Source organism: Massilia sp. Root351 (assembly GCF_001425045.1).
Lineage (GTDB): Bacteria > Pseudomonadota > Gammaproteobacteria > Burkholderiales > Burkholderiaceae_D > Rugamonas.
In genome coordinates this window covers 171769-197264 of sequence record NZ_LMDJ01000002.1, presented here as the reverse complement: position 1 = coordinate 197264, position 25496 = coordinate 171769, and the positions used below count along the sequence as shown (strand labels likewise).

Sequence of the window (25496 nt, the reverse complement as noted above, 5' to 3'; positions counted from 1 at the left end):
ATAGGTGCAGGTAGTGGGGTATCCCGGCAGCGTACCCGCCTTCCGCGCGCGGCACCTATATATTTTTTTAACTGAGCTATGAGTTTTTTGCAGAGTTTTGGCATAGCCCAAAAAAAACCCGCTTACGCGAGCAAGCGGGCAAAGAGGGAACAGGCGACACGGAAAGAGGAAAAAACCGCGCCGCCCGGCTCCGGAGATCGGTTCAGTTACTGGCGCAGCATATTGCCGTCGGCGTCATAGCGGATTTCCTGCATCAGGATCGAGCGCTTGTGGCTGCCGCCGCCGGGCAGCACGTTGTCGTGATAGAACAGCAGCGTCTTGCCGGCCTGCTCCAGGATCGCGTGGTGGTTGGTTGAAATTTTCAGGTAGTCGATCAGCACGCCCTTGTAGCTGAACGGACCGAGCGGCGAGCTGCCGGTGGCGTACACGATCTGCCCCGGCCAGCCGGTGGAGAACGAAAAATAGTACTGGCCCTTGTGCCGGTGCAGGAAAGGCGCTTCGCCATAGGGCTTGCTCTTGGGCGGGAAGCCGCTTACGGCCACGTCCCGGATCGGGCCCACGGTGCCGCCCAGGTCCTGCGCCAGCTCCACCACCTTGGGCACCCGGGTGCCGAAGTACATATAGATGCGGCCATCCTTGTCGACGAACACCGCCGGGTCGATGGGCTCGGCGCCGGCGTTGGCGTCGCGCGCCTTGTCCACCAGCGGCTTGCCCAGCGCATCCACGAATGGGCCATCCGGCTTGTCGCTCACCGCCAGGCCGATCTGGGTCTGGTTCACCGGCGCGAAGAAGTAGTACTTACCCTTGTACTCCAGCGCTTCCGGGGCCCAGGCGTTAGCGCCCGCCGCCGCCCACTTGAACACCGTGGCGGGCAGGAAGGGACCCTTGTCTTCCCATTTTTTCAGGTCGCTGGATACCAGCAAGCGCCAGGAAGTGGAGTCCCACTTCTCGCCGGAATTGTTCTGGTCGTCCGTCGCGTAGACGTAGTATTTGCCCTGGAAGAAATGCGGCGACGGGTCGGCGCTGAAGTGCCTGGTCAGCAGCGTTTGCGCGCACACCGGCGCCGCCAGCAGCGCCAGGCTCAATGCCAGGGCGGATCGTTTCATTGTCATTTGAACTGCACTCCTTCCACGTGCGGCCCGATGTCGAGCAAGTTGGCCTCGGCGCCCTTCAGCTTGCGGCCGCCCACCGTCACGTTGTCAATGACGATGTTGCGCACCTTGCGGGTGGCGTCGTAGCCGTAGATGACCGAAGCGCTGGGCGAACCGTTGCCGGTGTAGCTGATGTTGCGCAGCGTGATGTTCTCGATGCCGCGTCCCGGGCTGGTGTTGTACTTGGGCGTGTAGGCGATGTGCAGGTTGAACAGCTTGCCCTCTTCGATGCGCTCGACGCGGATGTCCTCGAAAGTCACATCGCGCACCAGGTTGTCGTCGCCGGCCATGATGCCGATGGCGCCTTCATACTCCGGGTCATCCTCGTCGTGCTCCAGGATGTCGATATTGCTGAAGCGGATGCGCTCCAGCACTTCCTGGTCCGGGTGCGCGGGCGTGGGCGTATTGCCATGGATGCCGATCATGACGGCGTGCGCCACGTCGGCCCACAGCGTGCTGTCCTTGACGCTGATGTCGCGCGTATTGCCCCAGATATCCCAGCGGTGGTTGTACAGCGTGATGCAGTCGTCGGAGGTGCGGATGAAACTGTCGGAGATCTTCACGCGCTCGCAGGCGAAGTGGCCCAGGCCGTCGGACCACTGGCCGCCGCCGATGGTGCGGATGCTGCGCTCCTCCAGGTCCTGTGAGGTGATGCAGCGCATGGTGCCTTCCGGCTGGTTGATGAAGATCGGGCCGTCGATCAGGACGTTGCGCGAGTTGCGGATCTGGAGCTGGCTGGCGCCCATGAACAGGCCATCGCTGTAGACCTTGACGTTCTCCACTGCGTCGATGATGAGCGGCCGTTTCAGCACTGCCGCGCCATCGATGTAGACCGTGGTATTGGAGCGCAGCGTGAACTCGCCGTCGTGCAGGCCGGGCCCGAAGTAGACCACCGGCTGGGTGAAGTCCGGCGTGGCGCCTTTGCCGGTGCTCATGCCGGTGACCGGTGCTGCGGGACGCGGCATGTCCTTGCGGATGGCGTGGGTGAACAGGTGCAGGTTATGGTGGCGGTCACCGTCGAACTCCACGCTCAAGTTCTCCGCGCGGTTCAGCGTGAAGTAGGCCACGTTTCCCCTGACCGTCGGCTTGATGCCGCGCGCGCTCGGGCGCACAGCCACTTCCGAGAACCTGCCGTTGTTCTTCTGCACAGCCACTTCCACGCTGCCGTCGAAGTTGAAGTAGACCATGGACGCATCCTTGACCGGCTTGTCCAGGTCCACCTTCACGTTGTATTCGTACAGGTCCTGCCACACGCCGCCGGGCGTGCGCACGCGCACCGTGTAGTCGTCGTTATGGTGCGAGTAGCGGAAGGCCTCCGGGAAGGGATGCACCTGCAGGGCGTTTAGCGTTGCCGGCGCCGGGGCTGCGGCGGCCGCCATTGCCGGCACGCCGAATGCTGCAGCGGCTACGCCGGTGGCCAGCGCGCGTATCAATTTACAGATCACTATGTCTCCTAGTTGTAGTCGCTGCTCAGGGCGTGACGCGGAAGTAATCGACGTCCACCCAGGCGCTCTTGCTTGCCGCGGTTGCGGGTACTGTGCTGAACAGGCCTAGCTGCGCGCCCACCCAGCGCCCCACGCTGGCCTTGAACGGCCGGCCTGCAGGGGTGAAAGTCTTGTTGTCCAGGCTGTACGAAAACTGTGCCATCGCGCCGGCATCGACGCGCAGGCGCAGGTACACCGGGCCGGTCGCAGCAGCTGCAGCCGACGCCCCGGCTGCGCCGGCCGGCAGTGACGCCAGCACCTCGCTGCGTTCCTGGCATGTGTCGGCCGGGACTTCGCATATTGAATGCACCAGCTGCGTGACATTGCCCTGCCTGCGCAGCCCCACCCAGGCATAGCGGATGCCCAGCACCATCAGGCCGGCACGCTGGCCATCCGCGCCGCCGGCCTTGCCGCCCGCGCCGCCGCTTCCGCCCAGTACGATGCTGGCATCAACACCGAAGGCGGGCGCGGGGAATTTCTGCGTCAGCACCGACGGCAGCCCGCGCAGGCTGGCGCCGTCGGCTGCCGGCAATGCGGCGAGCCGCAAATAGCCCGGGCGCGCGGTCAGCGTAGCCCACGAAGGCAGGTAATTGGCGTTCCATTGCCATTGCAGGCCCAGCGCCTTGGCCGAGAATTCGTCCGTGGTGGCGGGCACCAGCACGCCGCTGTCCTGCCCCGCGGGCTTGGCATGGCGCATGACCGGTTCGCCCACGCCGTCGCCGTCCTTGTCCTCGCCGATGACCGGCCAGCCGTCCTTCCAGCGCATGGGCTGCAAGTGCACCACGCGGCCATACGCACCCTTGTCCTGGAAATGATAGAACCAGTCGCGCCCGTCGACGCCATCGACCCAGGCGCCCTGGTGCGGCCCGTTCACGGCCGACATCCCCTGCGCCATCACGATGCGGTCTTCGTACGGGCCTTCAATGCTGCGCGAGCGGAACACCGACTGCCAGCCGTTTTCCACGCCGCCGGCCGGGGCGAACACGTAGTAGTAGCCGTGCGCCTTGTGCAGCTTGGGGCCTTCGATGGTGAAGTAGCCCGGCAGCTTGTCGCCGTTGATGATGTCCCTGCCCTTTTCGTCCAGCAGCTTGCTGCCGTCAGGCGCCATGCTGCGCAGCGTGAGGATGTTGTTGATGCCGGAGCGGCTCTTGGCCCAGCCGTGCACCAGCCAGGCCTTGCCGTCGTCGTCCCACAGCGGAGCTGGGTCGATAATGCCTTTGCCCGCCAGGATCAGCCGGGGCGCGCTCCAGGGGCCGGCGAATTTTTCGGCCGTCATCACGTAGATGCCGGCGTCCGGGTCAGGATAAAAGATCCAGAATTTGCCGTCGTGATGGCGCAGGGCCGGCGCCCAGACGCCTTTGCCCGGCTGCGGCACGGCGAAAATCTCCGCCGGCGGCAGTTGCGCCAGCGCGTGCCCCACCAATTCCCAGTTGACCATGTCGGTCGACTGCAGCAGCGGCAAGCCGGGGGCGTTGCTGAAACTGGACGAAGTCATATAGAACATGGCGCCGACGCGGATCACATCGGGATCGGAGTAGTCGGCATGCAGGATGGGGTTGCGGTACTGGCCGTTGCCCAGGTCCGCAGCCCATGGCTGCGCAACGGCCGGGCCGGCGGCGGTGGACACTGCGCTGGCACTCACTGCGCCGGCCGCCCCGGCCAGCACCAACATGCATAGCTGCTTGATCATCACTGTGTCTCGTCTCTCGTTATGTTTGTTCTGCTTGGCATTTTCAGCCGACATGGGTATTATAGTTGTTATCGATAACAGATCGCAAGCGTTTTGATGCGCAGTATGGAGACCGCAATGTACGAAAAAACCTACCACGCCACCCATCCCGACATGATGGACCATGTCAGCAACGATCAGCTGCGTGAGCGCTATTTGATCAGCAAGCTCTTCGTTGCGGACACCGTGCAGCTGAATTACTCCCATCATGAGCGTTTTGTGATCGGCGGCGCGGCTCCCGTGAGCGGTCCGGTCTCGCTGCCACGGCACGCCGAACCGGCCTCCGCGGCTGGCCAGCCTTACCTGGTGCGGCGCGAGATGGGCGTCATCAACGTGTCGGGCGGCGCCGGCCGCGTCACGGTGGACGGCACAGCCTACGAACTGGCGCCGCGCGACGGCCTGTACCTGCCGATGGGCACCCGGGATGTCACGTTCGAATCGCTGGACCCGGCGCAGCCGGCGCGCTACTACCTGGCCTCGACCCCGGCCCATGTCCGCTACGAGGTAAAGAAGATCTCGAACGCGGAAGCGGTGCCGCTGGAGCGCGGCAGCGCGGAAACCGCGAATGCCCGCACCATTTACCAATATGTCATCCCTGGCGTGTGCCAGTCCGCCCAGCTTCTGCTCGGCCTGACCATCCTGAAAACGGGCAGCGTATGGAACACCATGCCGCCGCACCTGCACGACCGCCGCTCCGAAGTGTATTTCTACTTCGACCTGAAGGAAAGCGAGCGCGTGTTCCATTTCATGGGCGAGCCGGACTCCGCGCGCCACATCATCGTGGCCAATGAGGAAGCCGTGGTGTCGCCCCCGTGGTCCATCCACATGGGTTCGGGCACCGCCAACTATGCCTTCATCTGGGCCATGGGCGGGGAAAACCTCGACTACACCGACATGAACGTGCTCGACATCTGCCAGCTGAAATAAGGGGCCGCCATGTCTGAACTGTTCAAGCTGGACGGCCGCACCGCCCTCGTCACCGGCGCCAACACGGGCCTGGGCCAGGCCATCGCGGTGGCGCTGGCCCAGGCCGGCGCCGATATTGTAGCGGTGGGCCGCAGCGACGCCGCCAGCCACGCCGGCACCGCCGGGCAAGTGACGGCTGCCGGCCGCCGCTTCGGCTTCGTGCAAGCCGACCTGTCCTCCCTGGAACCGATACCGCGCGTAATGGCCGAAGCGCTGGCCGCATCGCCGCACGGGCGGCTGGATATCCTCGTCAACAACGCCGGCATCATCCGCCGCGCGGACAGCCTGGAGGTCACAGAGGAAGACTGGGACGCCGTCATCAACACCAACCTGAAATCACTGTTCTTCCTGTCGCAAGCGGCCGCGGCCCACATGACGCAGCATGGCGGCGGCAAGATCATCAACGTGGCTTCGCTGCTGTCCTTCCAGGGCGGCATCCGCGTGCCGGCTTACGCCGCCAGCAAGAGCGCGGTGGCCGGCCTGACCAAGGCGCTGGCCAACGAATGGGCCGCGAGAGGCATCAACGTCAACGCGCTGGCGCCGGGTTATTTCGACACCAGCAATACGGCCGCCCTGAAGGCGGACCCTGAGCGCAATGCGTCCATCCTGGCCCGCATCCCGGCCGGACGCTGGGGCGAGCCGGCCGACCTGGGCGGTGCGGCAGTGTTCCTGGCCAGCCGCGCCAGCGACTACGTGCACGGCACCGTGCTGCCGGTAGACGGCGGATGGCTGGCGCGATGACCGGCCGCATCGTCTGCTTCGGCGAAGTGCTGGTGCGCCTGTCCGCACCAGCCGGCCGCATCTTGCTGCAATCGCCCTCCCTCGAAGTGTGCATCGGCGGCGCCGAGGCCAACGTGGCGGTGTCGCTGGCCCAGTTCGGCCACCAAGTCGCGATGGCCAGCGCGCTGCCGGACAATGCGCTCGGCCACGCGGCCCGCAACGTGCTGCGCGGCCATGGCGTGGACACCGGCGCCATCGCCTTCCGTCCCGGCCGCATGGGCTTGTACTTCCTCACGCCGGGCGCCGTCACGCGGCCGTCCGAAATCATCTACGACCGCGCCGGCTCGGTGTTCGCGGAAGCGCGCGCCGGCCTGCATGACTGGTCCGCACTGCTGGAAGGCGCCGACTGGCTGCACGTTTCCGGCGTCACGCCTGCCATCGGGCCCGGCGCGGCGCAAGCAGTGCTGGCCGCCGTGCGCGCCGCCAGCGCGCTGGGCGTGCGCGTGGCCTACGACGGCAACTACCGCGCGTCCATGTGGGCCGCGCAGGGCCAGGACGGCGCCGAAATACTGCGCGAACTGATGAGCCATGCCGACCTGGCCTTTGCCGACCAGCGCGACATCGCCCTGGTGCTGCGGCGCCCGGAGCTCGAACAGGGCCCGCATGACAGGTCCGGCGACCGCCGTGCCGCTGCGGCGGCTGCCGCCTTCGCCGCCTTCCCCAAGCTCGGAGCACTGGCCGCCACGGTGCGCTTCCAGCACAGCACCTGCCGCCACACCCTGGGCGCCACCCTGCACACGCGCGCCGCAACGTTCGCCGCGGCGCCGGTGGAGTTGGACGGTATCGTCGACCGCATCGGCACCGGGGACGCATTCGCGGCCGGCGTGCTGCACGGCCTGCACAGCGGCTGGGCGCACACGGACACGCTGCAGTTCGGCCTGGCCGCCGCAGCGCTGAAGCACGGCATCGCGGGCGACTTCAACCTGGTCAGCGCCGCCCAGGTGCAGGCGGCCATGACGGGAGCGCTCGATGTGCGCCGCTAACGCCAACGTTAGCGCTGCGGCCCGGCCATGCAGCCGGCCGCGCCGCGCCGGGAGCGCCACATGATGCGCCCGTGGAGACTGCAATGGGAGCACGGCAGCGCCGAAGTGCAGCCGCTGGGAGGCATGCTGGGCCCGGTCACGCTGCGCCTGGACGGCGGACGCGATGTCGACATCATGCACGTGGCGCCGTGGCACGGCATGACGGCCGCCGACACCTTGCCCGGCATCCTGCAGCGCCTGCGGGGCGAATGGCCCTGCGTGCCCTTCGGCCGCGCCGACCGGCCGCACGACCTGCCGCCGGACTGGCGCACGCACCCCGCAGAAGACCGGTGGGACCACGGCTACGCCGCCAACCACGCCTGGCACTGCATCGAGGCCGTGCCGCAGCGCCTGCACCTGGCGATCGACTATCCGGACGAATCGGCCGTGGCGCGGGTTGAACGCATCATCGCCGCCGATCCGCACGCGCCGGCGCTCGACATCACCCTCATCATCCACGCGCGCCGGGAAGCGCGCCTGCCGGCCGGCCTGCACCCCACGTTCCGCCTGCCGCCGGCGGCGGGCCGCGTGCGGGTCGAACTGGGAGCGCACGAGGGCGTGCACAGTTACCCCACCAACGCCCCCGGGGCCATCTCCCGCCTGCGCGCCGACACGCACTCGGCCAGCCTGGCGCACATGGCCGGCATGGACGGCCCGCTGGACCTGAGCCGCTTGCCACTGCCCGGCCCCAGCGAAGAACTGCTGCAGGTGCGCGGCGTGCAGGGTGGCCATGGCAGCGCCGCGCCCTTCACGCTGCACTATCTCGACTACGCCGCCTGCGTCGGCATGTGGTGGGACACCGCGCAGCTGCCCGACCTGATGCTCTGGATTAGCAACGGCGGCCGCATCCACTTTCCCTGGATGAGCCGCCACCTCGCCATCGGCGCCGAGCCGGTCAACAGCCTGTTCGACCTGGGCCGCGTGGCGCACGCGCCTGCCGGCCACCCGCTGGCGGACCGGCTGGGACTGATGCTGTCGCCGCAGCAACCATGGCAAACGCAATACCGCATCGCAGCCTGGAACCAGGCCGCGCCCGATCAATCCTGACGAATACACCATGCAACCGAATTTCCGCACCAGCGGCATGCTGCTGTCGCACATCGCGCACACCATGCAGTTCTACCACCCGCGCTGCATCGATCCCAGCGGCGGCTTCTACCATTTCTACCTGGACGACGGCAGCATCTACGACCGCAGCACGCGCCATCTGGTCAGCAGCACGCGTTTCGTGTTCAACTACGCCATGGCCTACCGCCGGTTCGGCGAGGCGTCCTGCCTGGACGCCGTGCGCCACGGGGTGGATTTCCTGCGCAACGCCCACCGCGACCCGCACACCGGCGGCTATGCCTGGCAGCTGGAATGGAAGGATGGCGCCAGGCGCGTACTCGACGGCGACAACCACTGCTACGGCCTGGCCTTCGTCATGCTGGCCTACTCGCATGCGCTGGCGGCCGGCGTCGAGCAAGCGCGCGGCTGGATGGACGAGACCTTCGCACTGATGGAGCGCCGCTTCTGGCAGGCGGACCACGGCTTGTACGCCGACCAGGCCAGCGCCGACTGGTCCGTGCTGGACGGCTACCGCGGCCAGAACGCCAACATGCACGCCTGCGAAGCCCTGCTGGCCGCCTATGAGGCCTCGGGCGAGCAGCGCTACCTGCACCGCGCCGAACAGCTGGCATACAACATCACGGTACGCCAGGCCGCGCTGGCCGGCGGCATGATCTGGGAGCACTACCGCGCCGACTGGTCGGTGGACTGGGACTACAACCGCGACGACAAGAGCAACATCTTCCGCCCATGGGGCTACCAGCCCGGCCATTTCACCGAATGGGCCAAGCTGCTGCTGATCATGGAGCGCCATGCCGATGCACTGGCCGCCGCGTCGGACTGGCTGGCGCCGCGCGCCGCGCAGCTGTTCGACCTGGCGCTGCAGAAGGCCTGGGACCGTGAGCACGGCGGCATCCACTACGGCTTCGGCCCGCAGGACGAAATCTGCGACGGCGACAAATACTTCTGGGTGCAGGCCGAGAGCCTGGCCGCCGCCGCCGTGCTGGCCGCGCGCACCGGCGACGAGCGCTATTGGGACTGGTACGACAGGATCTGGGCCTACAGCTGGGAGCACATGGTGGACCACCGCCACGGCGCCTGGTACCGCATCCTGACACCGGACAACCGCAAGATCAGCGCCGAGAAGAGCCCGGCCGGGAAAGTCGACTACCATACGATGGGCGCCTGCCACGAGGTGCTCAATGTGATCGCCCTTGCTACCGAACCTGCTATTGGACGCCAGCCATGAACACTCCGGACTCCGCCGATTTCCCCGCCTTCGTCGCCGCCGGCGAAGCCCTGACCGACCTGATACGCAGCGGCCCGGACGGCTGGCGCAGCCTGGTCGGCGGCTCGACCTGGAACGTGGCGCGTGTAGTGGCGAGCCTGGGCGTGCCGAGCGCCTTCGCCGGCGCCGTCAGCCGCGACGTGTTTGGCGCGCAGCTGGCCGCCGCCAACGCCGCCGCCGGCCTGGACGGCCGCTTCCTGCAGCAGCTGGACAAGGCGCCCCTGCTGGCCGTGGTGCACGAACTCGATCCGCCGAACTACTTCTTCATCGGTGACGACAGCGCGGACCTGCATTTCGACGCCGCGCTGCTGCCGCAGGGCTGGCAGGCCGGCGCGCGCTGGGTGCATTTCGGCGGCATCAGCCTGGCGCGCCAACCGCTGGCGGACAAGCTGCTGGCAATGGCCGAGGACCTCAAGCGGCACGGCGTGTCCATCAGCTACGACCCCAACTTCCGCGCCCTGATGGACCGGCGCTACGACGCCGTGCTGCAGCGCATGGCGGCGCTGGCTGACCTCATCAAGGTGTCGGATGAGGATTTGCGCGGACTGTTCCGCACCGGCGACGCGGAGCTGGCCTTCGGCAAGCTGCGCGCCATGAATCCGGACGCCATCTACCTGTACACACGCGGCGCGGACGGCGCGCAGCTTTACCAGGGAGCCAACTGCTGGAAGGCGCCGGCGCCGGAAATTGCAGTGGTGGATACCGTCGGCGCGGGCGACGCCAGCATCGGCGCCCTGCTCTACAGCTTCATCGGGCGGCCCGCCGAAAAACTGCAGTCGCATCTGCGCTTTGCCGTCGCCGCCGGTGCGGCAGCCTGCCTCGCGCCGGGCGCCACGCCGCCCACCTTGCAGCAAGTGACGAACTTGATGTCCTCATCAACTGGAAAAAACGCCGCATGAAAACCATCCTGCTTTTCCTCGCCGCCCTGCTGCTGCCGCTGGGCGCCACGGCACAGGTCAACGAGCAACCGGGCCAGGCCAGCGTGGCCTCGCCGGACCAGAACCTGCGCTTCGTGTTCTACCAGAAGGCCGACGCTGGCGGCAAGCGCGAGCTGTACTACCGCGTCACCTACAAGCACAAGACCATCATCCTCGACTCGCTGCTCGACCTGCAGCTTGACAACCACCTGTCCGAGAGCGCGATGGCGCTCAAGGTCGACAGGCAGGCAAAGTGGTTCGACAACCTGGCCATCACCGCCATCAGGCATGGCGCGCACGACAGCTCCTGGAAGCCGGAAACCGGCGAACGCGCCACTATCCGCGACCACTACAACCAGATGACGGTGAACATGGTCAAGGACGACAACCCGATCTATCCGCTGTCGCTGGAGGTGCGCGCCTACAACGAAGGCGTGGCGTTCCGTTTCGTCTTCCCTGAGAACGAAAAAGGCACCTACTACCGCGTGGTGCAGGAGAACACCGAGTTCACCTTCCCGGTCGAGACCAAGGCCTGGTTCCACGGCTGGGCGCAAGCGCCCTACCGGCTGCTGCCGCTGGCTGGATGGCCGGACGAATCGGAGCGCCCGCTGACGCTGGAAGTGCTGGGCCGCATCCACGTGGCACTGCTGGAGGCGAACATGGTGGACTACTCGCGCACCAAGTTCAAGCTGCACAAGACCAAGCCGAACACCATCGTCACCGCCATGCACGACCCGGCCGACCTGATCTCGCCTTTCGTTACGCCCTGGCGCGGCATCATGGTGGCCGAAACCGCAGGCGCGCTGGCGGATAACAACCACTTCATCCTGAACCTGAACCCGCCGTCCGCCATCCCCAAGGCCGACTGGATCAAGCCCGGCAAGATCATGCGCGTGATGACGCAGACCACCGCCAGCGCCAAGGCCAATATCGACTTTGCCGCCAGGCGCAAGCTGGAGTACATCCTGTTCGACTGGAAGTGGTATGGCCACGCCTTCTCGTTCGGGTCGGATGCCACCAAGGTGGCCATCCCGGACTTCGACCTGCCCGAGATCATCCGCTACGCGGCCGGCAAAGGTATCGGCGTGTGGCTGTACGTAAACCAGCAGGCGCTGCTCGCGCAGGGCGACAGCATCTTCAAGACCTACCGGCAGTGGGGCGTGAAAGGCGTGAAGTTCGGCTTCGTGCAGGTGGGCTCGCACCGCTGGACCACGTGGCTGGAACAGGCCGTGCGCCAGGCCGCGGACGCCGGGCTGATGGTCAACATCCACGACGACTGGCGCCCCACCGGCGAGCAGCGCACCTGGCCCAACCTGATGACCTCCGAAGGCATACGCGGTAACGAGGAAATGCCGGACGCCACGCACAACACCGTGCTGCCGTTCACGCGCTTTCTGGCCGGCGCGGCGGACTACACCATCTGCTACTACGACCCGCGCATCAAGACCACGCACGCGCACCAGCTGGCGCTCGCCGCCATCTACTACAGCCCGCTGCAAACGCTGTACTGGTACGACAAGCCGGAGATGTCGGCCAATGAGCCCGAGCTGGAATTCTGGGACCGCATTCCAACCACCTGGGACGACAGCAAGGTGCTGCAGGGCGCACCGGGCCAGTTCGTCAGCACCGCCCGCCGCAAGGGCCAGGACTGGTTCGTGGGCACCATTACCAACAACGACGCGCGCAAGGCCAGCGTGAAGCTGGACTTCCTCGAAGCGGGCCGCAGCTACACCGCCACCATTTACGCGGACGATGCGGCCGCCCCCACGAAAACCAAAGTCGGCATCAGCAAGCGCCGCGTCAATGCAGACTCGGTCATCGAAGCCGAGCTGCCGCCGTCCGGCGGCCAGGCCATCTGGCTGACGCCGGAAAGATAAGGAGACTAGTAAATGAACACCAGGCAGTCGCACTACCGCTTCCTCAGCGCCTTTGTGTACGTGTACTTCTTCGCGCAGGCCATGAGCATCTCGCTGCTTGCGACCTGGCTGCGCTCGGAGCTCAAGCTGACCGGAACGGAAACCGGCATCGTCCTCGGCGCCAACTTCATCGCTGCCATGATCTCGCAACCCATCTACGGCTACGTCTCCGACCGCATCGGCATGCGCAAGCACATCCTGTTCACGGTGAGCTTGCTGTGCTCCCTATGCGGCCTGTTCCTGCTGTACGTGTACGCGCCCCTGCTAAGGACCAATATCTACCTGGGCGCCGCGCTGGGCGGCCTGTATTTGGGCATCACCTTCTACGCCGGCAGCTACGCCATCGAGTCGTACGTCGACCGCGTCGGCCGCAAATACGGCTTCGAATACAGCCGCGTCAGGCTGTGGGGCTCGCTGGGCTTCGCCAGCGCCGCCATATTCGCGGGCAATATCTACAATATCAACCCGGGCATCAACTTCTTCCTGGCCTCCAGCGCCGGCGTGCTCATGCTGGTCATGCTGGTTGTCTGGCGTACCCGCGCCGACGAAGACCCGGGAGAAGCCGCCGGACGCGTGCAACTGAACGAGGCGCTGGCCCTGATGAAGGACAAGCACTTCTGGCGCTTCATGGTCTTCATCCTGAGCGTGACCAACCTCTACCTGGTTTTCGACCAGCAGTTCCAGAACTATTTCCGCTCCCTGTTCCCCACGCCTGAGGAAGGGACTGCCATGTTCAGCTATCTGAATTCGGCGCAGATCTTCATCGAGGCCGGCGGCCTGTTCCTGGCGCCGCTGCTGATCAAACGCATCGGCGCGAAGAACGGATTGCTGCTGGCCGGGTCGATCATGCTGGTCCGCATCGCCGGCTCCGGCCTGGCCGACGGTCCGCTGGCCATCTCCGCGCTGAAGATGCTGCACTCGGTGGAGCTGCCTATCCTGGTGGTGTCCGTGTTCCGCTACATTGCCTGCCACTTCGACAACCGGCTCGCTTCCACCGTGTACATGGTCGGCTTCAGCTTCGGCCACTCGCTGGGGCTTTCCGCGTTGTCGCCGCTGGTCGGCATGAGCTACGACGCCATCGGCTTCCCGCACACCTACCTGCTGCTGGCCGCGCTGGGACTGGTGTTCTGGGTGATCTCCATCTGGGCGCTCGAACCGACCCCCGCCGAGTTCCGGCCCCCTGCCAAGACCAGCAAGGATGCGCAGCCCATCGGCAGCGCCCGATAAACAAGACAATACAAGACAGACAAGGAGCAAAGCATGTCCCCATCCCTCAACCCGGCCGCCATGGAGCCGCTGTCCGGTGCGCTGCCGCGTCACTGGGAAGCGCGGCCGGACCAGGCTGCGCTGCAGCAGGCCCTCGCGCAGGTGCTGGCCGCCATCGACCGCAACCTGGAGCACTTCGGCACGGCGTTCCCCGCGCCATCGAGCGTCAATTCGGTCTATCCCGCCATGGGCAATATCGAATGGACCAATGGTTTCTGGACCGGCATGCTGTGGCTGGCCTACGAGGTCAGCGGCGCCGCCCGCTACCGCGAGGCGGCCGAAGCGCATGTGCGCAGCTTCCACCAGCGCCAGGCGCAGCGCATCAACACCAACCACCACGACCTGGGTTTCCTGTACAGCCTCTCCTGCATCGCCGCGCACAAGCTCACCGGCAGCGAACTGGCCGCCGAAGCGGCCATGGGCGCGGCGCGGCTGCTGCTGGAGCGCTATATGGAACGCGCCGGCATCATCCAGGCCTGGGGCGACCTGAACGACCCGGAACAGGCCGGCCGCATGATCATCGACTGCAACCTGAACCTGCCGCTGCTGTACTGGGCTGCGCAGCACAGCGGCGAACGCGCCTTCGCCGACGCGGCCAACCGCCACATCGAGGCGGCCGCGCGCCATATCGTGCGCGCCGACGGCTCGACCTTCCACACCTTCTTCTTCGACCCGGCCACCGGGCTGCCGCGCCACGGCAAGACCCACCAGGGCTTTGCGGACGATTCGTGCTGGTCGCGCGGCCAGGCCTGGGGCATTTCCGGCTTTCCGCTGGTATGCCGCCACAACGGCGACACGCGCCTGCTGGACCTGTCCAAGGTGGTGGCGAACTACTTCCTGAACCGCCTGCCGGACGACGGCATCGCCTACTGGGACCTGATCTTCACTTCCGGCCCGGAAGAGCGCGACAGTTCGGCCGCCGCCATTGCTGCCTGCGGCCTGCTGGAGCTGGCGCGCCAGTTGCCGGAAGCCGATCCGCTGCGCGGCGCCTACCAGCGCGCCGCCGGCGGCATGGTGCAAGAGCTGTCCAGCCGCTACCTGATCGCCGATGGCGCTCCCGGCAGCGGCCTGCTGAAGCATGCGGTGTACCACAAGCCGCAGCGCATGGGCGTGGACGAGAGCTGCATCTGGGGCGACTATTTTTATTTTGAAGCGCTGGTGCGGCTGACCCGCGACTGGCAACCATACTGGTAAGGACCAAGGCATGACACTGCAACACCGATTTCTCGCAATAGACGAAGGCCGCCAGCGCCTGCACCTGATCGACACCAGCGACCCGGCCGCAGGCTGGAGCCGCGGCCTGGCGGACTTCCCGCTGGCGCGCGACATGCAGCGCATCGGCCCGGACCGCGCGCTGGTGGGCTTCGAGCGCGGCTTTTTCGAGCTGGCCATTGCCAGCGGCGAGGTGCTGCGCGCGTGCGACCGCTGGAGCGGCGTCACGGCCGCCTGCCGCCTCGACAACGGCGACACGCTGCTCACCGGCATGGATCTCGACGGTGGCAGCAACGGCATCAACGTCCTGACGCTGGATCCCGACCTGGTGCAAACCGCGTCGGCGCGCCGCGAGGGCGACTACGTGCGCCTGATGCGCCCGGCCGGCGGCAGCTATCTGCTGTGCGCCAACGATCATATCCTTGAAACGGACCACGGCCTGAACGCCCTGCGCACGCTGGCGGCACCGGGCTTTGAACACGCGTGGAAGGCGCAGCGCATGGCGGACGGCGGCACGCTGGTGTCGGCCGGTTATGGGGCGTTCATGGCGCGCTTCGATGCGCAGGGCAAGCTGGCAGGCACTTTCGGAGGCGCGGACCAGCTGCCGGAGGCGCTGCGGGAGGAGGTGGCGCCCTTCTTCTATGCCACATTCCAGGTGCTGGACAACGGACATGTGGTGGTGGCCAACTGGCAGGGGCACGGACCGGACAACGGGGCCAAGGGGCGCCAGCTGCTGGAGTTCGACGCGGCGGGCACGCTGCTGGGCGGCTGGTCGGACGCCGGCAAGCTGTCGTCGCTGCAGGGGATACTCGTTCTGTAGGCGGGTCTGGCGGGTTACGCGGAACTCCCGCCAACCCGCCCTGCCGCGTTGTCGCAATGCTAGGCGCCGATGGGGCCGGCCGATTCGCGCGTGACCAGGGTGAACGGCAGCAGCTTGTGCTGCACCATCGCCGGCTCGCCCGCGCGGCGGCGGCGGATCAGCTCCACCAGCAGGTCCACGGCGGCACGCGCCATGTCGCCGATGGGCTGGTGGATGGTGGTCAGCTCGGGCCACACCGTGGTGGCGACCGGCGTGTCATCGAAACCGCAGATGGTGAGCTGCTCGGGCACCTGCAGGTGCATGCCGTGCGCCACCGCCATGGCGCCTGCGGCCATGTCGTCGTTGCTGGCGAAAATGGCGGTGGGCCGCGTCGGTTGCGCCAGCAGCTGGCGCGCCGCGTCCAATCCGGAACGGTAGGTGAACAGGCCGGGCGCCACGCGCTCCGGCCGCACCGGCAGGCCGGCTTCAGCCATCGCGTCCTCGTAAGCCTTGTAGCGCAGCTGCGCCGGCGTGTGTTTCGGGTCGCCCTGGATGAAGGCGATGTCCTTGTGCCCCAGCGACAGCAGATGGCGCATCATGGCGTAGGCGCCTTCATAGTCGTCGATGCGCACGGCCGATACGCTGGCCACCGGACGGCCGGTCGCAATCGCCACCGTCGGCATGCCGATTTCGTCGAGCTGCTTCAGGGCGGACTTGGAATCGCACAGCGGCGGCGGCACCAGGATGCCATCCGCGCCGCTGGAGATCAGCTTGGCGATGGCGCTGCGCTGGCTGCGCAAGTCATCGCACCGTTCCAGGATCAGCTGGCCGCCGCTCTGGCTGCACTGGTCCATGGCGCCGACCAGGAAGGCACTCATATAAGCCGAGCTGGGATTGCTGTACAACAGCCCTATGCCCAGCGTGCCGATGCGCGCCGCGCGGGCAGCGGTGTTGACCTGGTAGTTCAGCGACTCGATGGCCGCCGTGACTTTTTCCCGCGTGATGTCGGAGACGTGCGTGTTGCCGTTCATGACGCGAGACACCGTCATGGCGGATACGCCGGCAACCCGCGCCACATCATAGATGGTGGCGCTGCTGTTGCCGCGTTCGACTCGCTTGGCTTGCTTGGCTGGTTTAGCTGGTTTAGCTGGTTTAGCTGCTGGTGCCATTGTCCCTTGTTGCCGCTGTTTGTAGGAAGGCTACCATTATAGTCTGCCCGGCGTCACCGTGAAGCTATAGCTTGCAGGTTCCAGCCTGATCCGGTATTTCTGCAGCGGACGGCCGTCCAGGCTCCAGCCGGTATCGCCGCCCACGCCGGCCTGCACCAGGTCCACCAGCAGCGAACCGTCGCCATGCGGCGCGATCTCGGAACTCTTCCACGCGCCGCGCGGCCGCAGATACAGGTCTTCGTACGGGAAGGCCAGCGCGTTGACGGACAGCGGCTGCTCACCCGCCACCTTCAGGCCCGAGCCCTGCCCGTCCAGCAGCGCCAGCCAGCGCACGCCGGTCAGGTTGCCGCTCTCCTGCGGACGCATATAGCTGTGGAACTGATCGGCCAGCTTGCCCTGATACAGGCCGAGCGGGAAGCCGGTGTAGCGGTCGGCATACGATTCCTGCGGCCCCCGGCCATACCATTTCACGTTCTCCAGGCGCGCCGGCTGGTTGAAGCGCAGGCCCAGGCGCAGCGGATCGGGCAGATCGTCGCGCAAGGGCGTGAAGGCCGCCCTCACGCGCAGCGCGCCCTGCGGCGACAACGCATACTCGGTTTCCCAGTGGGCCGCGCCGGCGCCGAAACTGTACAGCACCTTGACGCTGCCGGCGCCCACCGTCACGGCGCGCACATTGCGCTCCTCGGTGAATTTCTTCCACACGGCGTGGGTCTTCTGCACGCCGGTGCCCTCGTCGTTGTCGGTCAGGCCGCGCCAGAAGTTCGGCGTACCGCCACTGAGCAAAGGCTGGCCCGCCGCGCTGTAGCTCACCTGGCCGGTCAGCGCATCGACCGCCAGCACCGCGCCGGCGGCGGACATGGTGACGGTGTCGCCCGTGCGCACCGGCTTGACGCCAGATGGGGCTTTGGCCACCGCCGCGCCGCTTGCGGCCGGCGCCAGCACGAACTGGGTCCAGCCGGCCACGCTGCCGGCAGCGACGCCGGGCGTGGTGGCGCCCTTGTAGCGGGCCTGCACCGTCAGCACCGATTCGACCCCTGGTGCGCGCTTGAGCGCCGGCAGTTTGATCGGCACGGCCTGGGTGGCGCCTGCGGCCACGCGCACGCCGTCCAGCGTGCCTTTCGCCACCGGAACGCCATTGTTCATCACGGTCCAGCTGAATTCGAACTCGGAGAGGTCCTTGAAGTCGTAGCGGTTCACCACTTTCAGCTTGCCGCTTTTCGGATCGCCCTCGAATACCACCGGCGAATAGACCTTCTGCAATTCATAGTACTCGGGGTCGGGCGTGCGGTCCGAGCGCACCACGCCGTCGCCGACCACGCTGTTGTCGCCGTGGCCCGGATTCAGGTCGAAGCCGGAAGCCCAGTAGCTGCGGCCCTTGCTGTCCTTGGCATAGACGCTCTGGTCGACCCAGTCCCACACGAAGCCGCCCTGCAGCTTCTTGTGCGCGCGGATCACCTGCCAGTAATCTTCCAGGTTGCCCAGTGAATTGCCCATGGCGTGCGCGTACTCGCACTGTATCATCGGCTGCTTGTAGCGCGGGTCCTGCGCGTAGTCCGCCATCTTCTCGATATCGTCGTACATCGGCGCGTAGATGTCGACGTAGTTGTTCGGCTTGTGCTCTTCGCCCAGTGTGCCATGGCCCAGGTAGCTCACCAGGCGGGTGCTGTCGTTCTGGCGTATCCACTGTGCAGCGTTTTCGAAATTGGGGCCGGTGCCGGCCTCGTTCCCGAGCGACCAGAAGATGATGGAAGGATGGTTGCGGTCGCGCTGCACCATGCGCGACACGCGGTCCAGGTGGGCCGCCTTCCAATGCGGCTTGTAGCCCAGCTGGATGGCCTCGCGCTTGCCCGGACCGGCCTTGTCGCCGGCTTCCATGTAGCCGTGGGTTTCGATATTGGCTTCGTCGAACACATACATGCCGTACTCGTCGGCCAGATCGTACCAGCGCGGATCGTTCGGATAGTGCGAGGTCCGCACGGCGTTGACATTGGCCTGCTTCATCAGCTCCATGTCCTTGCGCATGGACTCCATCGACATCACGCGGTAGGTGACCGGGTCGTGCTCGTGCCGGTTCATGCCCTTGATCATGACGCGCTTGCCGTTCACGCGCACTTCGCCATCCTTCACTTCCACCGTGCGGAAGCCAATCCGGCTCGAGGTGGCCGACAGCAGCGCGCCGTCGGCCCCCTTGTATTCCACCACCATGCGGTACAGCTTGGGCGTCTCGGCCGACCACGGCTTGACGTTCTTGATCACCCCCGTGACCGGCGCGGCGCGGCCGTCGGCGACGGCGCCCTTCCCGCTCAGCACCGTACGTTCGCCATCGTACACGGTCACCGCGATTTCGCCCCTGGCCGGCAGGCCGGCCATGTCGGCCTGGAGGGTGAACTCGCCGTCCGCGTAGCGCTGCTTGTCGAGCAGCGCCGTCACGCGGTAGTCGCGCAGGCGCGATTTTGGCTCGGCGTAGACGTACACGCTGCGCTCGATGCCGGACACGCGCCAGAAGTCCTGGTCCTCCAGGTAGGAGCCATCGGCCCAGCGGTAGACTTCGATGGCGATGGTGTTCCTGCCCGGCTTGACGTAGCGGCTCAGTTCGAACTCGGACGGCAGCTTGGAGTCCTCCGAGTAGCCCACCTTCTGGCCGTTGACCCATACGTAGTAGGCCGCGCCGGCCGCGCCGATATGCAGGAACACGTCGCGTCCGTCCCAATTGGCCGGCACCTCGAAGTCGCGCCTGTAGGAGCCCACTTCGTTCATGCCGTGCGGGATGAAAGGCTCGTTCATCGGGAACGGGTACTGGATGTTGGTGAACACCGGCAGGCCGTAACCCTGCGCCTGTATCATGCCCGGCACCTGGATCGACTTCCAGCCGCTGACGTCATAGCCCGGTTCGTAGAAGCGCACCGGCCGCGCTTCCGGTGTGGGCGAGTAGGCGAAGGCCCAGGCGCCGTCCAGCGAGCGGTAGTACTTCGAAGCCGCCATGTCGCCCTTGATCGCCTGCTCGCGCGTTTCGAAGTTGAAGAAGGTGGTCTTCATCGGTTCGCGGTTCACGGCGAAGACTTCGGGCTGTTCCCATTCGGGCACGGATTGCGCGGGCTGCTGCGCTGCGGCGTGCGGCGCCAGGGTGGAACACAGCATGAAAACGGCTAAGGCGATCGGGCTAAGTTGCTTGGGCATGGGCTTTTTATTCAAAGGGTTCGACTGGAGATCAACTGGTGATCAAATTCTTGATCACATCCATGATCAAATTGGACAAATGGATGGAGGGCCGAAGCCGTCCATCCATTTGTACGTGCAGACTACCAGATATTACTGGCCAAATTTGTAACGCAGGCCGAGAACGAAGGTGCGGCCGTTGCCATAGTGCTGCAACTCGATGCCGGTCTTGTGCGATGGCTCGCCGATGTAGCGGTGCAGCGCCTTGTCGGTGATGTTCTTGACGTTGAACGACAGCGTCAGGTTGTCGGCGATTTCATAGTTGACCGAACCGTCCAGGATGCCGTAGGCGTCGATGGAACGGCTGTCGATCGGGTTGACCGCAACATCATTAAACAGCGACATCGAACGCCATGTGTAGGCCAGGCGAGCCGACAGCTTCTTGTCCTCATACATGCCGGACAGGCTGTAGCTGTGCTTGGACTGGAACGGCTGTGGCATGCTCACCACGTTCGGCGCCGCGGCCGTGCCGAAGTTGAGCGGATTGGAGGTCTTCACGAAGGTGTACGAACCGGACACGCCGAAGTTCTGCAGGAAGCCCGCCGAGCTGTCGAAGAAGTACTGGCCCGCCACTTCCACGCCGCGCGCATAGCCTTTTTCAGCGTTGACGCGCTTGCTGACCGAGTACTGGCCGCCCGAGCAGCCGTTGGCCGGGCCGGTGTAAGGCGCGGCGATGGCGGCGTCCAGCGTCTGGCACGAGATCAGCGAATTGAAGAAGCCATCGATCTCCTTGTCGAACACGGCAACCGAGGCGTAGTTGGTCTTGTTGAAGTAGTGTTCCAGCGACAGGTCGAAGCTGTCCGCCACCAGCGGACGCAGTTCCGGATTGCCGACGTTGGCCGTGCCGTTGGCGGTGTTTACGCCGCTGATGGACGGATTCAGGTCGCCGATGCCGGCGCGGGTCAAGCCGCGGCCATAGGCGAAGCGCACCAGCTGTTCCTTGGTGATGTCGTAAGTGGCGTTGAACGACGGCAGAGCGTTGGTGTAGCGGGTTTTGCCGACCACATCCACCAGCGAACCGTTCAAGCCCACCACGCGCGCCACGGCCTCGCCGGAAGTGCGCACCACGCGCACGCCGACATTGCCCTTGAGCCGGTCGTCCAGCGCCGAGAATTCGCCCACCAGGTAGCCGGCCAGCGTGTTCTCTTCGACGTAGCGGCGGTCGGCGGCGATTTCAGGATAGGCGCCGTCCTGCGCAATGCCCGCTTTCGGGAAGGCGGTCTGCACGCCGTTGCCCAGCAGGGCGTCCGGCGAATAGACGGCGAAGCCGCCGGCGTAGCCCGCGTCGCCGCCCATGAAGTTGGTCGGCGCGTTCTGGATCACGCCGGGCATGGACGAGGCGTAGATGGCGTTCGAGCGGTTGGCCGTCAGGGCCAGGCCGTCGGTGGTCAGCGGCTTGCCGGTGAAGCGGTAGTTCTTGTACAGGCTATCCATGTGGGCGTAGCGGGTGCCGAACTTGAGCTTGTTGAACGGGCCCGCATCCAGGCTGTAGGCGCCGCTCAGCGCGGTGGCGTGGCCGCTGTCGTCCCAGCTCTGGTTGGTGCCGTTGTCATACGAACGGAACACGAAGTTGGCCGGGTCGCCCAGGTCCGGACCGTTAAAGGTCAGCTGGTGCGGCGCGCCGTCGGCGATGCGGTTGGTGGACCACAGCTTGCCCGGCGCCGAGTCCATGATCACGGAGCGGTTGTCCTGGGTCTTGTCGGACTTGATGTAGGAGAAGTCGGCCTTCAGCGCCAGGTCCGCCGTCGGGCTCCATTCGGCGCCAGCCGCGCCTACCCAGGTGGTGTAAGGCGTGTGCTCGTCGCCGCCCAGGCTGGTCAGCGCGGAATTCAGGAAGCTGCCGCTCAGCAGGCGCTTGTTGACCAGCACGTCGTCGCTGCCGCCGTTGACGTTGCGGTTGGCCAGCGATTCAGTGTAATTGAACGGCGTGGTCTGCAGGTTCTGCACGTTGGCGCCGTCCACCGAGTTCAGGCCGCGGTAGTTCTGGTGGTACAGGTAGTAGACGTAGTTCGCCTCGGCATAGAAACGCAAGGTGTTGCTGACGCGGTAGTCGGCGGCCAGGTTCAGGCCCTTGCGCTCGCGCATGATGGTTTCCTGGAACACGTTGCTGGTCACGCCGGTGGCCGACATCACGTTGCCGATCTGGTCCGCCGTCAGGCCGGCCAGGTTGGGCATGTTGGCGCCGGTGGTGCCCACGTTGTCCAGGAAGCTGACGTCGTTGCGGCCGACATAGGCCGACATCGGCAGGGACGGGTTGTTGGCCGTGTTGGCGGCGGCGCGCGTTGCATACTCGGCGCTGTCGGCACGCACCGCGCGCTTCAGGCTGCCGCCCCGGTTGGCCGGGTTGTTGTCGGAACGGCCGGTGCTTTTCTGGTAGACCGCCGCCCCCATCACGCCGATGCGGCTGCCGCCGCCCAGGTCGAAGCGGTTGGCGCCCATGACGAAGAGCTCGGGATCGGTCTTCTTGGCCAGATCGTTGTTGCTGAAGCTGACCGACGCCGCGAAGGTCGGACCCTTGAAATCGCTCGGGTTGCGGTTGCGGATGTTGACCAGCCCGCCGATGCCGCCCTCGATATGCTCGGCCGACGGATTCTTGTACACATCGACGCCGGCGATCATGCCCGGGATCGCACTCTCGATGTTGAATTCACGGCCGCCGGCGGTGTTGAAGGAGCGGCCATTGATTTGCGAAGCAGTCTGGTTGCTCAGGCCGCGGATGGTCAGGCCGGAACCGGCGCCGACCGGCGAAGCGCCCTCGCCGCCGTAGCGGTAGCCCTGCACGCCCGGGATGCGGGTCATCGTCTCGGCCACGTTCAGGTCCGGCAGCTTGCCGATGTCCTCGGCGGTGATGGAATCGACCACCTCCATCGTGTCGCGCTTGATGGCCACCGACGAGCGGGCGCTGGCGCGGATGCCGGTCACCACCACGGTGTTGTCCTGGGCCAGCGCGCATGGCGCCACAAACAGGCCTTGTGCCACAGCCAGCGCCATGGCGGAAATCGGCAGCGAGTGCTTCAGTTGCTTGTTCATTTCTGTCTCCAATTATTCTAGTTTCGCGCTTTACAGCGCGTGCTTGCTTCAATCAGTCCCTCGTTTCTTGGTCTTACCCCTGCTACCGGATGCTGCAAGTTATCGATAACAGAAACGATGGTAGCACAGAAAATTTTGAGCAGCTATCCCAAATCGATATGCATTTTTGACGAAATGCTATACGTGTTTGTGTCGGCGGCTACCTAGAATGATTTTGCACAAATCATTGTGCCACGGAATGTTATCGATAACAACACTTATGGAGACAGACAGATGACAGCACCAAGATCGGCGCACGCGCAATCCAGGGAGCAGGACGGAACCGACCTCCCGCGCCGCAGTTTCCTCTACAGCCTGGGCGCACTGGCCCTGGCCGGCTGCGGCGGTTCCGTCTTTGAAGCCGCGCAGCCGGCGCAGGCCCCGCGCCTGCTGGGCGCAACGGCCACCGGCTTCGCCCACCCCGGCCTGCTGCACACCCAGGCCGACTTCAACCGGATGATGCAAAAGTACAACACCCAGCCATGGAAAGGCAGCTGGGACAAGCTGACCGCCAACCCGCACGCGCAGTTGTCCTACGTGGCCTCGCCCCAGGCGGTGGTCTACCGGGGCGACGACGGCGTCCATCCGCAGAACTACAGCAAGCTGTTTAACGACGTGGCCGCCGCCTACGCCTGCGCGCTGCGCTGGAAAATCTCCGGCGACAGCGCCTACGCCGACAAGGCGGTACAGATCATGAACGGCTGGTCCGCCACCCTCACCGCCATCAGCGGCACCACCGATTCCCAGCTGGCGGCCGGCATCTACGGCTACGAGTTCGCCAACGCCGGCGAGATGATGCGCAGCTACAGCGGCTGGGCGGCGGCCGACTTCATCCGCTTCCAGGGCATGATGCGCAACATCTTCTACCCCATCAACCACGACTTCCTGATCCGCCACAACAACACCGAAGCCACCCACTACTGGGCCAACTGGGACGTGTGCAACATGGCCTCCATCATGGCCATCGGCGTGCTGTGCGACGAGCAGGCGCTGTTCGACGAAGCGGTCACCTACTTCAAGAGCGGCGCCGGCAACGGCGCCATCGGCAAGGCGGTGTACTACGTGCACCCTGGCTACCTTGGCCAGTGGCAGGAGTCCGGCCGCGACCAGGGCCACAACACGCTCGGCATCGCGCTGATGGGAGCCCTGTGCGAGATGGCCTGGAACCAGGGCGTGGACCTGTATGGCTACGACAACAACCGCTTCCTGATGGCGGCCGAGTATGTGGCCAAGGCCAACCTGATCCAGTCCGGCACCACGTACTACAGCGTGCCCTACGTTACCTATAACAATGTGGACAATGTGAACCAGACCGGCTTCTCCACCGCCGGCATCGGCAACCAGCGGCCCTGCTGGGCGCTGGTGTACAACCACTACGTGAACCGCAAGGGCCTGGCCGCGCCCTGGTCCAAACAGTTCGCGCTGCTGATCCAGCCAGAAGGCGGCGGCTCCGGCTCCACCAGCGGCGGTTACGACCAGCTGGGCTACGGCACGCTGACCTGCGGCCTGGACCCCATTGCCGGCGGCGCCGCGCCCAGCGGCCTGAGCGCCGATATCAGCGGCGGCGCGGTGGTGCTTTCCTGGTGGGGCAGCGCCTACGCCACCGGCTACACGGTCAAGCGCGCCACCGTGGCGGGCGGCCCGTACACCACCGTGGCCAGCGGCATCACCGGCCTGCTCACCTGGACCGACAGCGGCCTGGCCGCCGGCACCTACTACTACGTGGTCACCGCGTCCACGCCGTCGGGCGCCACAGCCGCCTCCAACGAAGCGCGCGCCATCACCGGCACGCCGCTGCACACCTGCCTGCCCTTCGACGCGGCCAGCGGCGCCGTTGCCGCCGACGCCAGCGGCAACGGCCACCCCGGCACGCTGATGGGCGGCGCCAGCTGGGTGGCCGGCAAGCAGGCCAACGCAGTCGCGCTCAACGGCAGCACCGGCTACGTCAGCCTGCCGGCCGACCTGATGACGGACGTGGGCGACTTCACCATCGCCGCCTGGGTCTACTGGAACGCCGCCCGCAACTGGGAGCGCATTTTCGACTTCGGCAACGGCACCGGCGACTACATGATGCTGACGGCGCGCTCGAACACCGGCGTGCTGCGCTTCGCCATGACCGTCAACGGCGGCTACGGCGAGCGCTCCGTCAACGGCAGCGCCGCGCTGCCCACCGGGCAATGGGCGCACGTGGCGGTCACGCTGTCGGGGAAAAACGCCACGTTGTATGTAAACGGCGCAGTGGCCGGCAACAACGCCGACATGTTCCTGGCCCCGTTCCGGCTGGGCAGCACCAGCCAGAACTGGATCGGCCGGTCGCAGTATCCCGACCCCTACTTCAACGGCAAGATAGACGATTTCCGCATTTACCGGGGCGCCCTCAGCGCCGCGGCGGTGGCGGCGCTAATGACGGCTTGACGGTGCATCGTTATCGATAAGCCATAAATATCCGTTGCAGGCCGGTAAAA

At 65.9% G+C, this 25496-nt stretch carries 17 protein-coding genes; 11 read left to right on the top strand and 6 right to left on the bottom strand.

What is annotated here, in order from left to right; genetic code table 11:
* Positions 1 to 206: 206 nt before the first annotated feature.
* Genes ASD15_RS05760 through ASD15_RS05750 form a run of 3 tightly spaced genes read right to left on the bottom strand, consistent with a single transcriptional unit; the run spans position 207 to position 4325 of the window.
* Positions 207 to 1106, bottom strand: coding sequence for a family 43 glycosylhydrolase (locus ASD15_RS05760; RefSeq protein ID WP_057153854.1), 900 nt, complete (start codon positions 1104 to 1106; stop codon positions 207 to 209).
* Positions 1107 to 1108: 2 nt separating this feature from the next.
* Positions 1109 to 2596: a glycosyl hydrolase family 28 protein gene (locus ASD15_RS05755; RefSeq protein WP_157200831.1), complete on the bottom strand. Its 1488-nt coding sequence runs from the start codon at positions 2594 to 2596 to the stop codon at positions 1109 to 1111.
* A 25-nt stretch (positions 2597 to 2621) separates the two neighbouring features.
* Entirely contained in the window at positions 2622 to 4325 is a 1704-nt protein-coding gene (locus tag ASD15_RS05750; protein ID WP_057153852.1) for a glycoside hydrolase 43 family protein, read from the bottom strand.
* Between the two features lie 117 nt (positions 4326 to 4442).
* Between ASD15_RS05750 and kduI the strand changes: the two genes are divergently transcribed.
* The 10 genes from kduI to ASD15_RS05700 are packed head-to-tail and all read left to right on the top strand — an operon-like array spanning position 4443 to position 15598.
* Positions 4443 to 5291: a 5-dehydro-4-deoxy-D-glucuronate isomerase gene (kduI, locus tag ASD15_RS05745; protein ID WP_057153851.1), complete on the top strand. Its 849-nt coding sequence runs from the start codon at positions 4443 to 4445 to the stop codon at positions 5289 to 5291.
* Between the two features lie 9 nt (positions 5292 to 5300).
* Entirely contained in the window at positions 5301 to 6071 is a 771-nt protein-coding gene (gene kduD / locus ASD15_RS05740; protein WP_057153850.1) for a 2-dehydro-3-deoxy-D-gluconate 5-dehydrogenase KduD, read from the top strand.
* The gene (locus tag ASD15_RS05735) at positions 6056 to 7093 is read left to right on the top strand and encodes a sugar kinase (protein WP_200953927.1); all 1038 of its coding nucleotides are present in this window, start codon (positions 6056 to 6058) and stop codon (positions 7091 to 7093) included. The genes kduD and ASD15_RS05735 overlap by 16 nt, the downstream gene beginning before the upstream one ends.
* Before the next feature lie 60 nt (positions 7094 to 7153).
* A complete protein-coding gene (locus ASD15_RS05730; protein ID WP_157200830.1) occupies positions 7154 to 8179 on the top strand; it encodes a hypothetical protein in 1026 nt (341 codons plus the stop codon).
* Between the two features lie 10 nt (positions 8180 to 8189).
* Complete coding sequence (locus tag ASD15_RS05725) at positions 8190 to 9428, top strand: AGE family epimerase/isomerase (RefSeq protein ID WP_057153848.1); 1239 nt, start codon at positions 8190 to 8192, stop codon at positions 9426 to 9428.
* Positions 9425 to 10366 carry a carbohydrate kinase gene (locus tag ASD15_RS05720; protein WP_057153847.1) on the top strand — a complete coding sequence of 314 codons (942 nt, stop codon included), beginning with the start codon at positions 9425 to 9427 and terminating at the stop codon, positions 10364 to 10366. Before ASD15_RS05725 ends, ASD15_RS05720 begins: the two co-directional genes overlap by 4 nt.
* Positions 10363 to 12261: a glycoside hydrolase family 97 protein gene (locus tag ASD15_RS05715; RefSeq protein ID WP_057153846.1), complete on the top strand. Its 1899-nt coding sequence runs from the start codon at positions 10363 to 10365 to the stop codon at positions 12259 to 12261. The genes ASD15_RS05720 and ASD15_RS05715 overlap by 4 nt, the downstream gene beginning before the upstream one ends.
* Before the next feature lie 12 nt (positions 12262 to 12273).
* Positions 12274 to 13527, top strand: a complete 1254-nt coding sequence (locus tag ASD15_RS05710; protein ID WP_057153845.1) for an oligosaccharide MFS transporter — start codon at positions 12274 to 12276, stop codon at positions 13525 to 13527.
* 33 nt (positions 13528 to 13560) lie between these two features.
* Positions 13561 to 14760, top strand: coding sequence for a glycoside hydrolase family 88 protein (locus ASD15_RS05705; protein WP_082551593.1), 1200 nt, complete (start codon positions 13561 to 13563; stop codon positions 14758 to 14760).
* A gap of 10 nt (positions 14761 to 14770) precedes the next feature.
* Positions 14771 to 15598, top strand: coding sequence for a hypothetical protein (locus ASD15_RS05700; RefSeq protein WP_057153843.1), 828 nt, complete (start codon positions 14771 to 14773; stop codon positions 15596 to 15598).
* Positions 15599 to 15657: 59 nt separating this feature from the next.
* On the opposite strand, the gene ASD15_RS05695 is transcribed toward ASD15_RS05700, so the two are convergent.
* The 3 genes from ASD15_RS05695 to ASD15_RS05685 form a co-directional block, all read right to left on the bottom strand.
* Complete coding sequence (locus ASD15_RS05695) at positions 15658 to 16746, bottom strand: LacI family DNA-binding transcriptional regulator (protein ID WP_082551592.1); 1089 nt, start codon at positions 16744 to 16746, stop codon at positions 15658 to 15660.
* Between the two features lie 36 nt (positions 16747 to 16782).
* Positions 16783 to 19884 carry a glycoside hydrolase family 2 TIM barrel-domain containing protein gene (locus tag ASD15_RS05690; RefSeq protein ID WP_057153960.1) on the bottom strand — a complete coding sequence of 1034 codons (3102 nt, stop codon included), beginning with the start codon at positions 19882 to 19884 and terminating at the stop codon, positions 16783 to 16785.
* A 171-nt stretch (positions 19885 to 20055) separates the two neighbouring features.
* Entirely contained in the window at positions 20056 to 22992 is a 2937-nt protein-coding gene (locus tag ASD15_RS05685; protein ID WP_057153841.1) for a TonB-dependent receptor, read from the bottom strand.
* Positions 22993 to 23265: 273 nt separating this feature from the next.
* On the opposite strand from ASD15_RS05685, the gene ASD15_RS05680 reads away from it, so the two are divergent.
* A complete protein-coding gene (locus ASD15_RS05680; RefSeq protein ID WP_057153840.1) occupies positions 23266 to 25446 on the top strand; it encodes a LamG-like jellyroll fold domain-containing protein in 2181 nt (726 codons plus the stop codon).
* The last annotated feature ends 50 nt before the right edge of the window (positions 25447 to 25496 follow it).

Coding starts and splice junctions, on each gene's coding strand:
- ASD15_RS05760 (WP_057153854.1), bottom strand. CDS start 1,106: ATGAAACGATCCGCCCTGGCATTGAGCCTGGCGCTGCTGGCGGCGCCG.
- ASD15_RS05750 (WP_057153852.1), bottom strand. CDS start 4,325: ATGATCAAGCAGCTATGCATGTTGGTGCTGGCCGGGGCGGCCGGCGCA.
- kduI (WP_057153851.1), top strand. CDS start 4,443: ATGTACGAAAAAACCTACCACGCCACCCATCCCGACATGATGGACCAT.
- kduD (WP_057153850.1), top strand. CDS start 5,301: ATGTCTGAACTGTTCAAGCTGGACGGCCGCACCGCCCTCGTCACCGGC.
- ASD15_RS05735 (WP_200953927.1), top strand. CDS start 6,056: ATGGCTGGCGCGATGACCGGCCGCATCGTCTGCTTCGGCGAAGTGCTG.
- ASD15_RS05730 (WP_157200830.1), top strand. CDS start 7,154: ATGATGCGCCCGTGGAGACTGCAATGGGAGCACGGCAGCGCCGAAGTG.
- ASD15_RS05725 (WP_057153848.1), top strand. CDS start 8,190: ATGCAACCGAATTTCCGCACCAGCGGCATGCTGCTGTCGCACATCGCG.
- ASD15_RS05720 (WP_057153847.1), top strand. CDS start 9,425: ATGAACACTCCGGACTCCGCCGATTTCCCCGCCTTCGTCGCCGCCGGC.
- ASD15_RS05715 (WP_057153846.1), top strand. CDS start 10,363: ATGAAAACCATCCTGCTTTTCCTCGCCGCCCTGCTGCTGCCGCTGGGC.
- ASD15_RS05710 (WP_057153845.1), top strand. CDS start 12,274: ATGAACACCAGGCAGTCGCACTACCGCTTCCTCAGCGCCTTTGTGTAC.
- ASD15_RS05705 (WP_082551593.1), top strand. CDS start 13,561: ATGTCCCCATCCCTCAACCCGGCCGCCATGGAGCCGCTGTCCGGTGCG.
- ASD15_RS05700 (WP_057153843.1), top strand. CDS start 14,771: ATGACACTGCAACACCGATTTCTCGCAATAGACGAAGGCCGCCAGCGC.
- ASD15_RS05695 (WP_082551592.1), bottom strand. CDS start 16,746: ATGGCACCAGCAGCTAAACCAGCTAAACCAGCTAAACCAGCCAAGCAA.
- ASD15_RS05690 (WP_057153960.1), bottom strand. CDS start 19,884: ATGCTGTGTTCCACCCTGGCGCCGCACGCCGCAGCGCAGCAGCCCGCG.
- ASD15_RS05685 (WP_057153841.1), bottom strand. CDS start 22,992: ATGAACAAGCAACTGAAGCACTCGCTGCCGATTTCCGCCATGGCGCTG.
- ASD15_RS05680 (WP_057153840.1), top strand. CDS start 23,266: ATGACAGCACCAAGATCGGCGCACGCGCAATCCAGGGAGCAGGACGGA.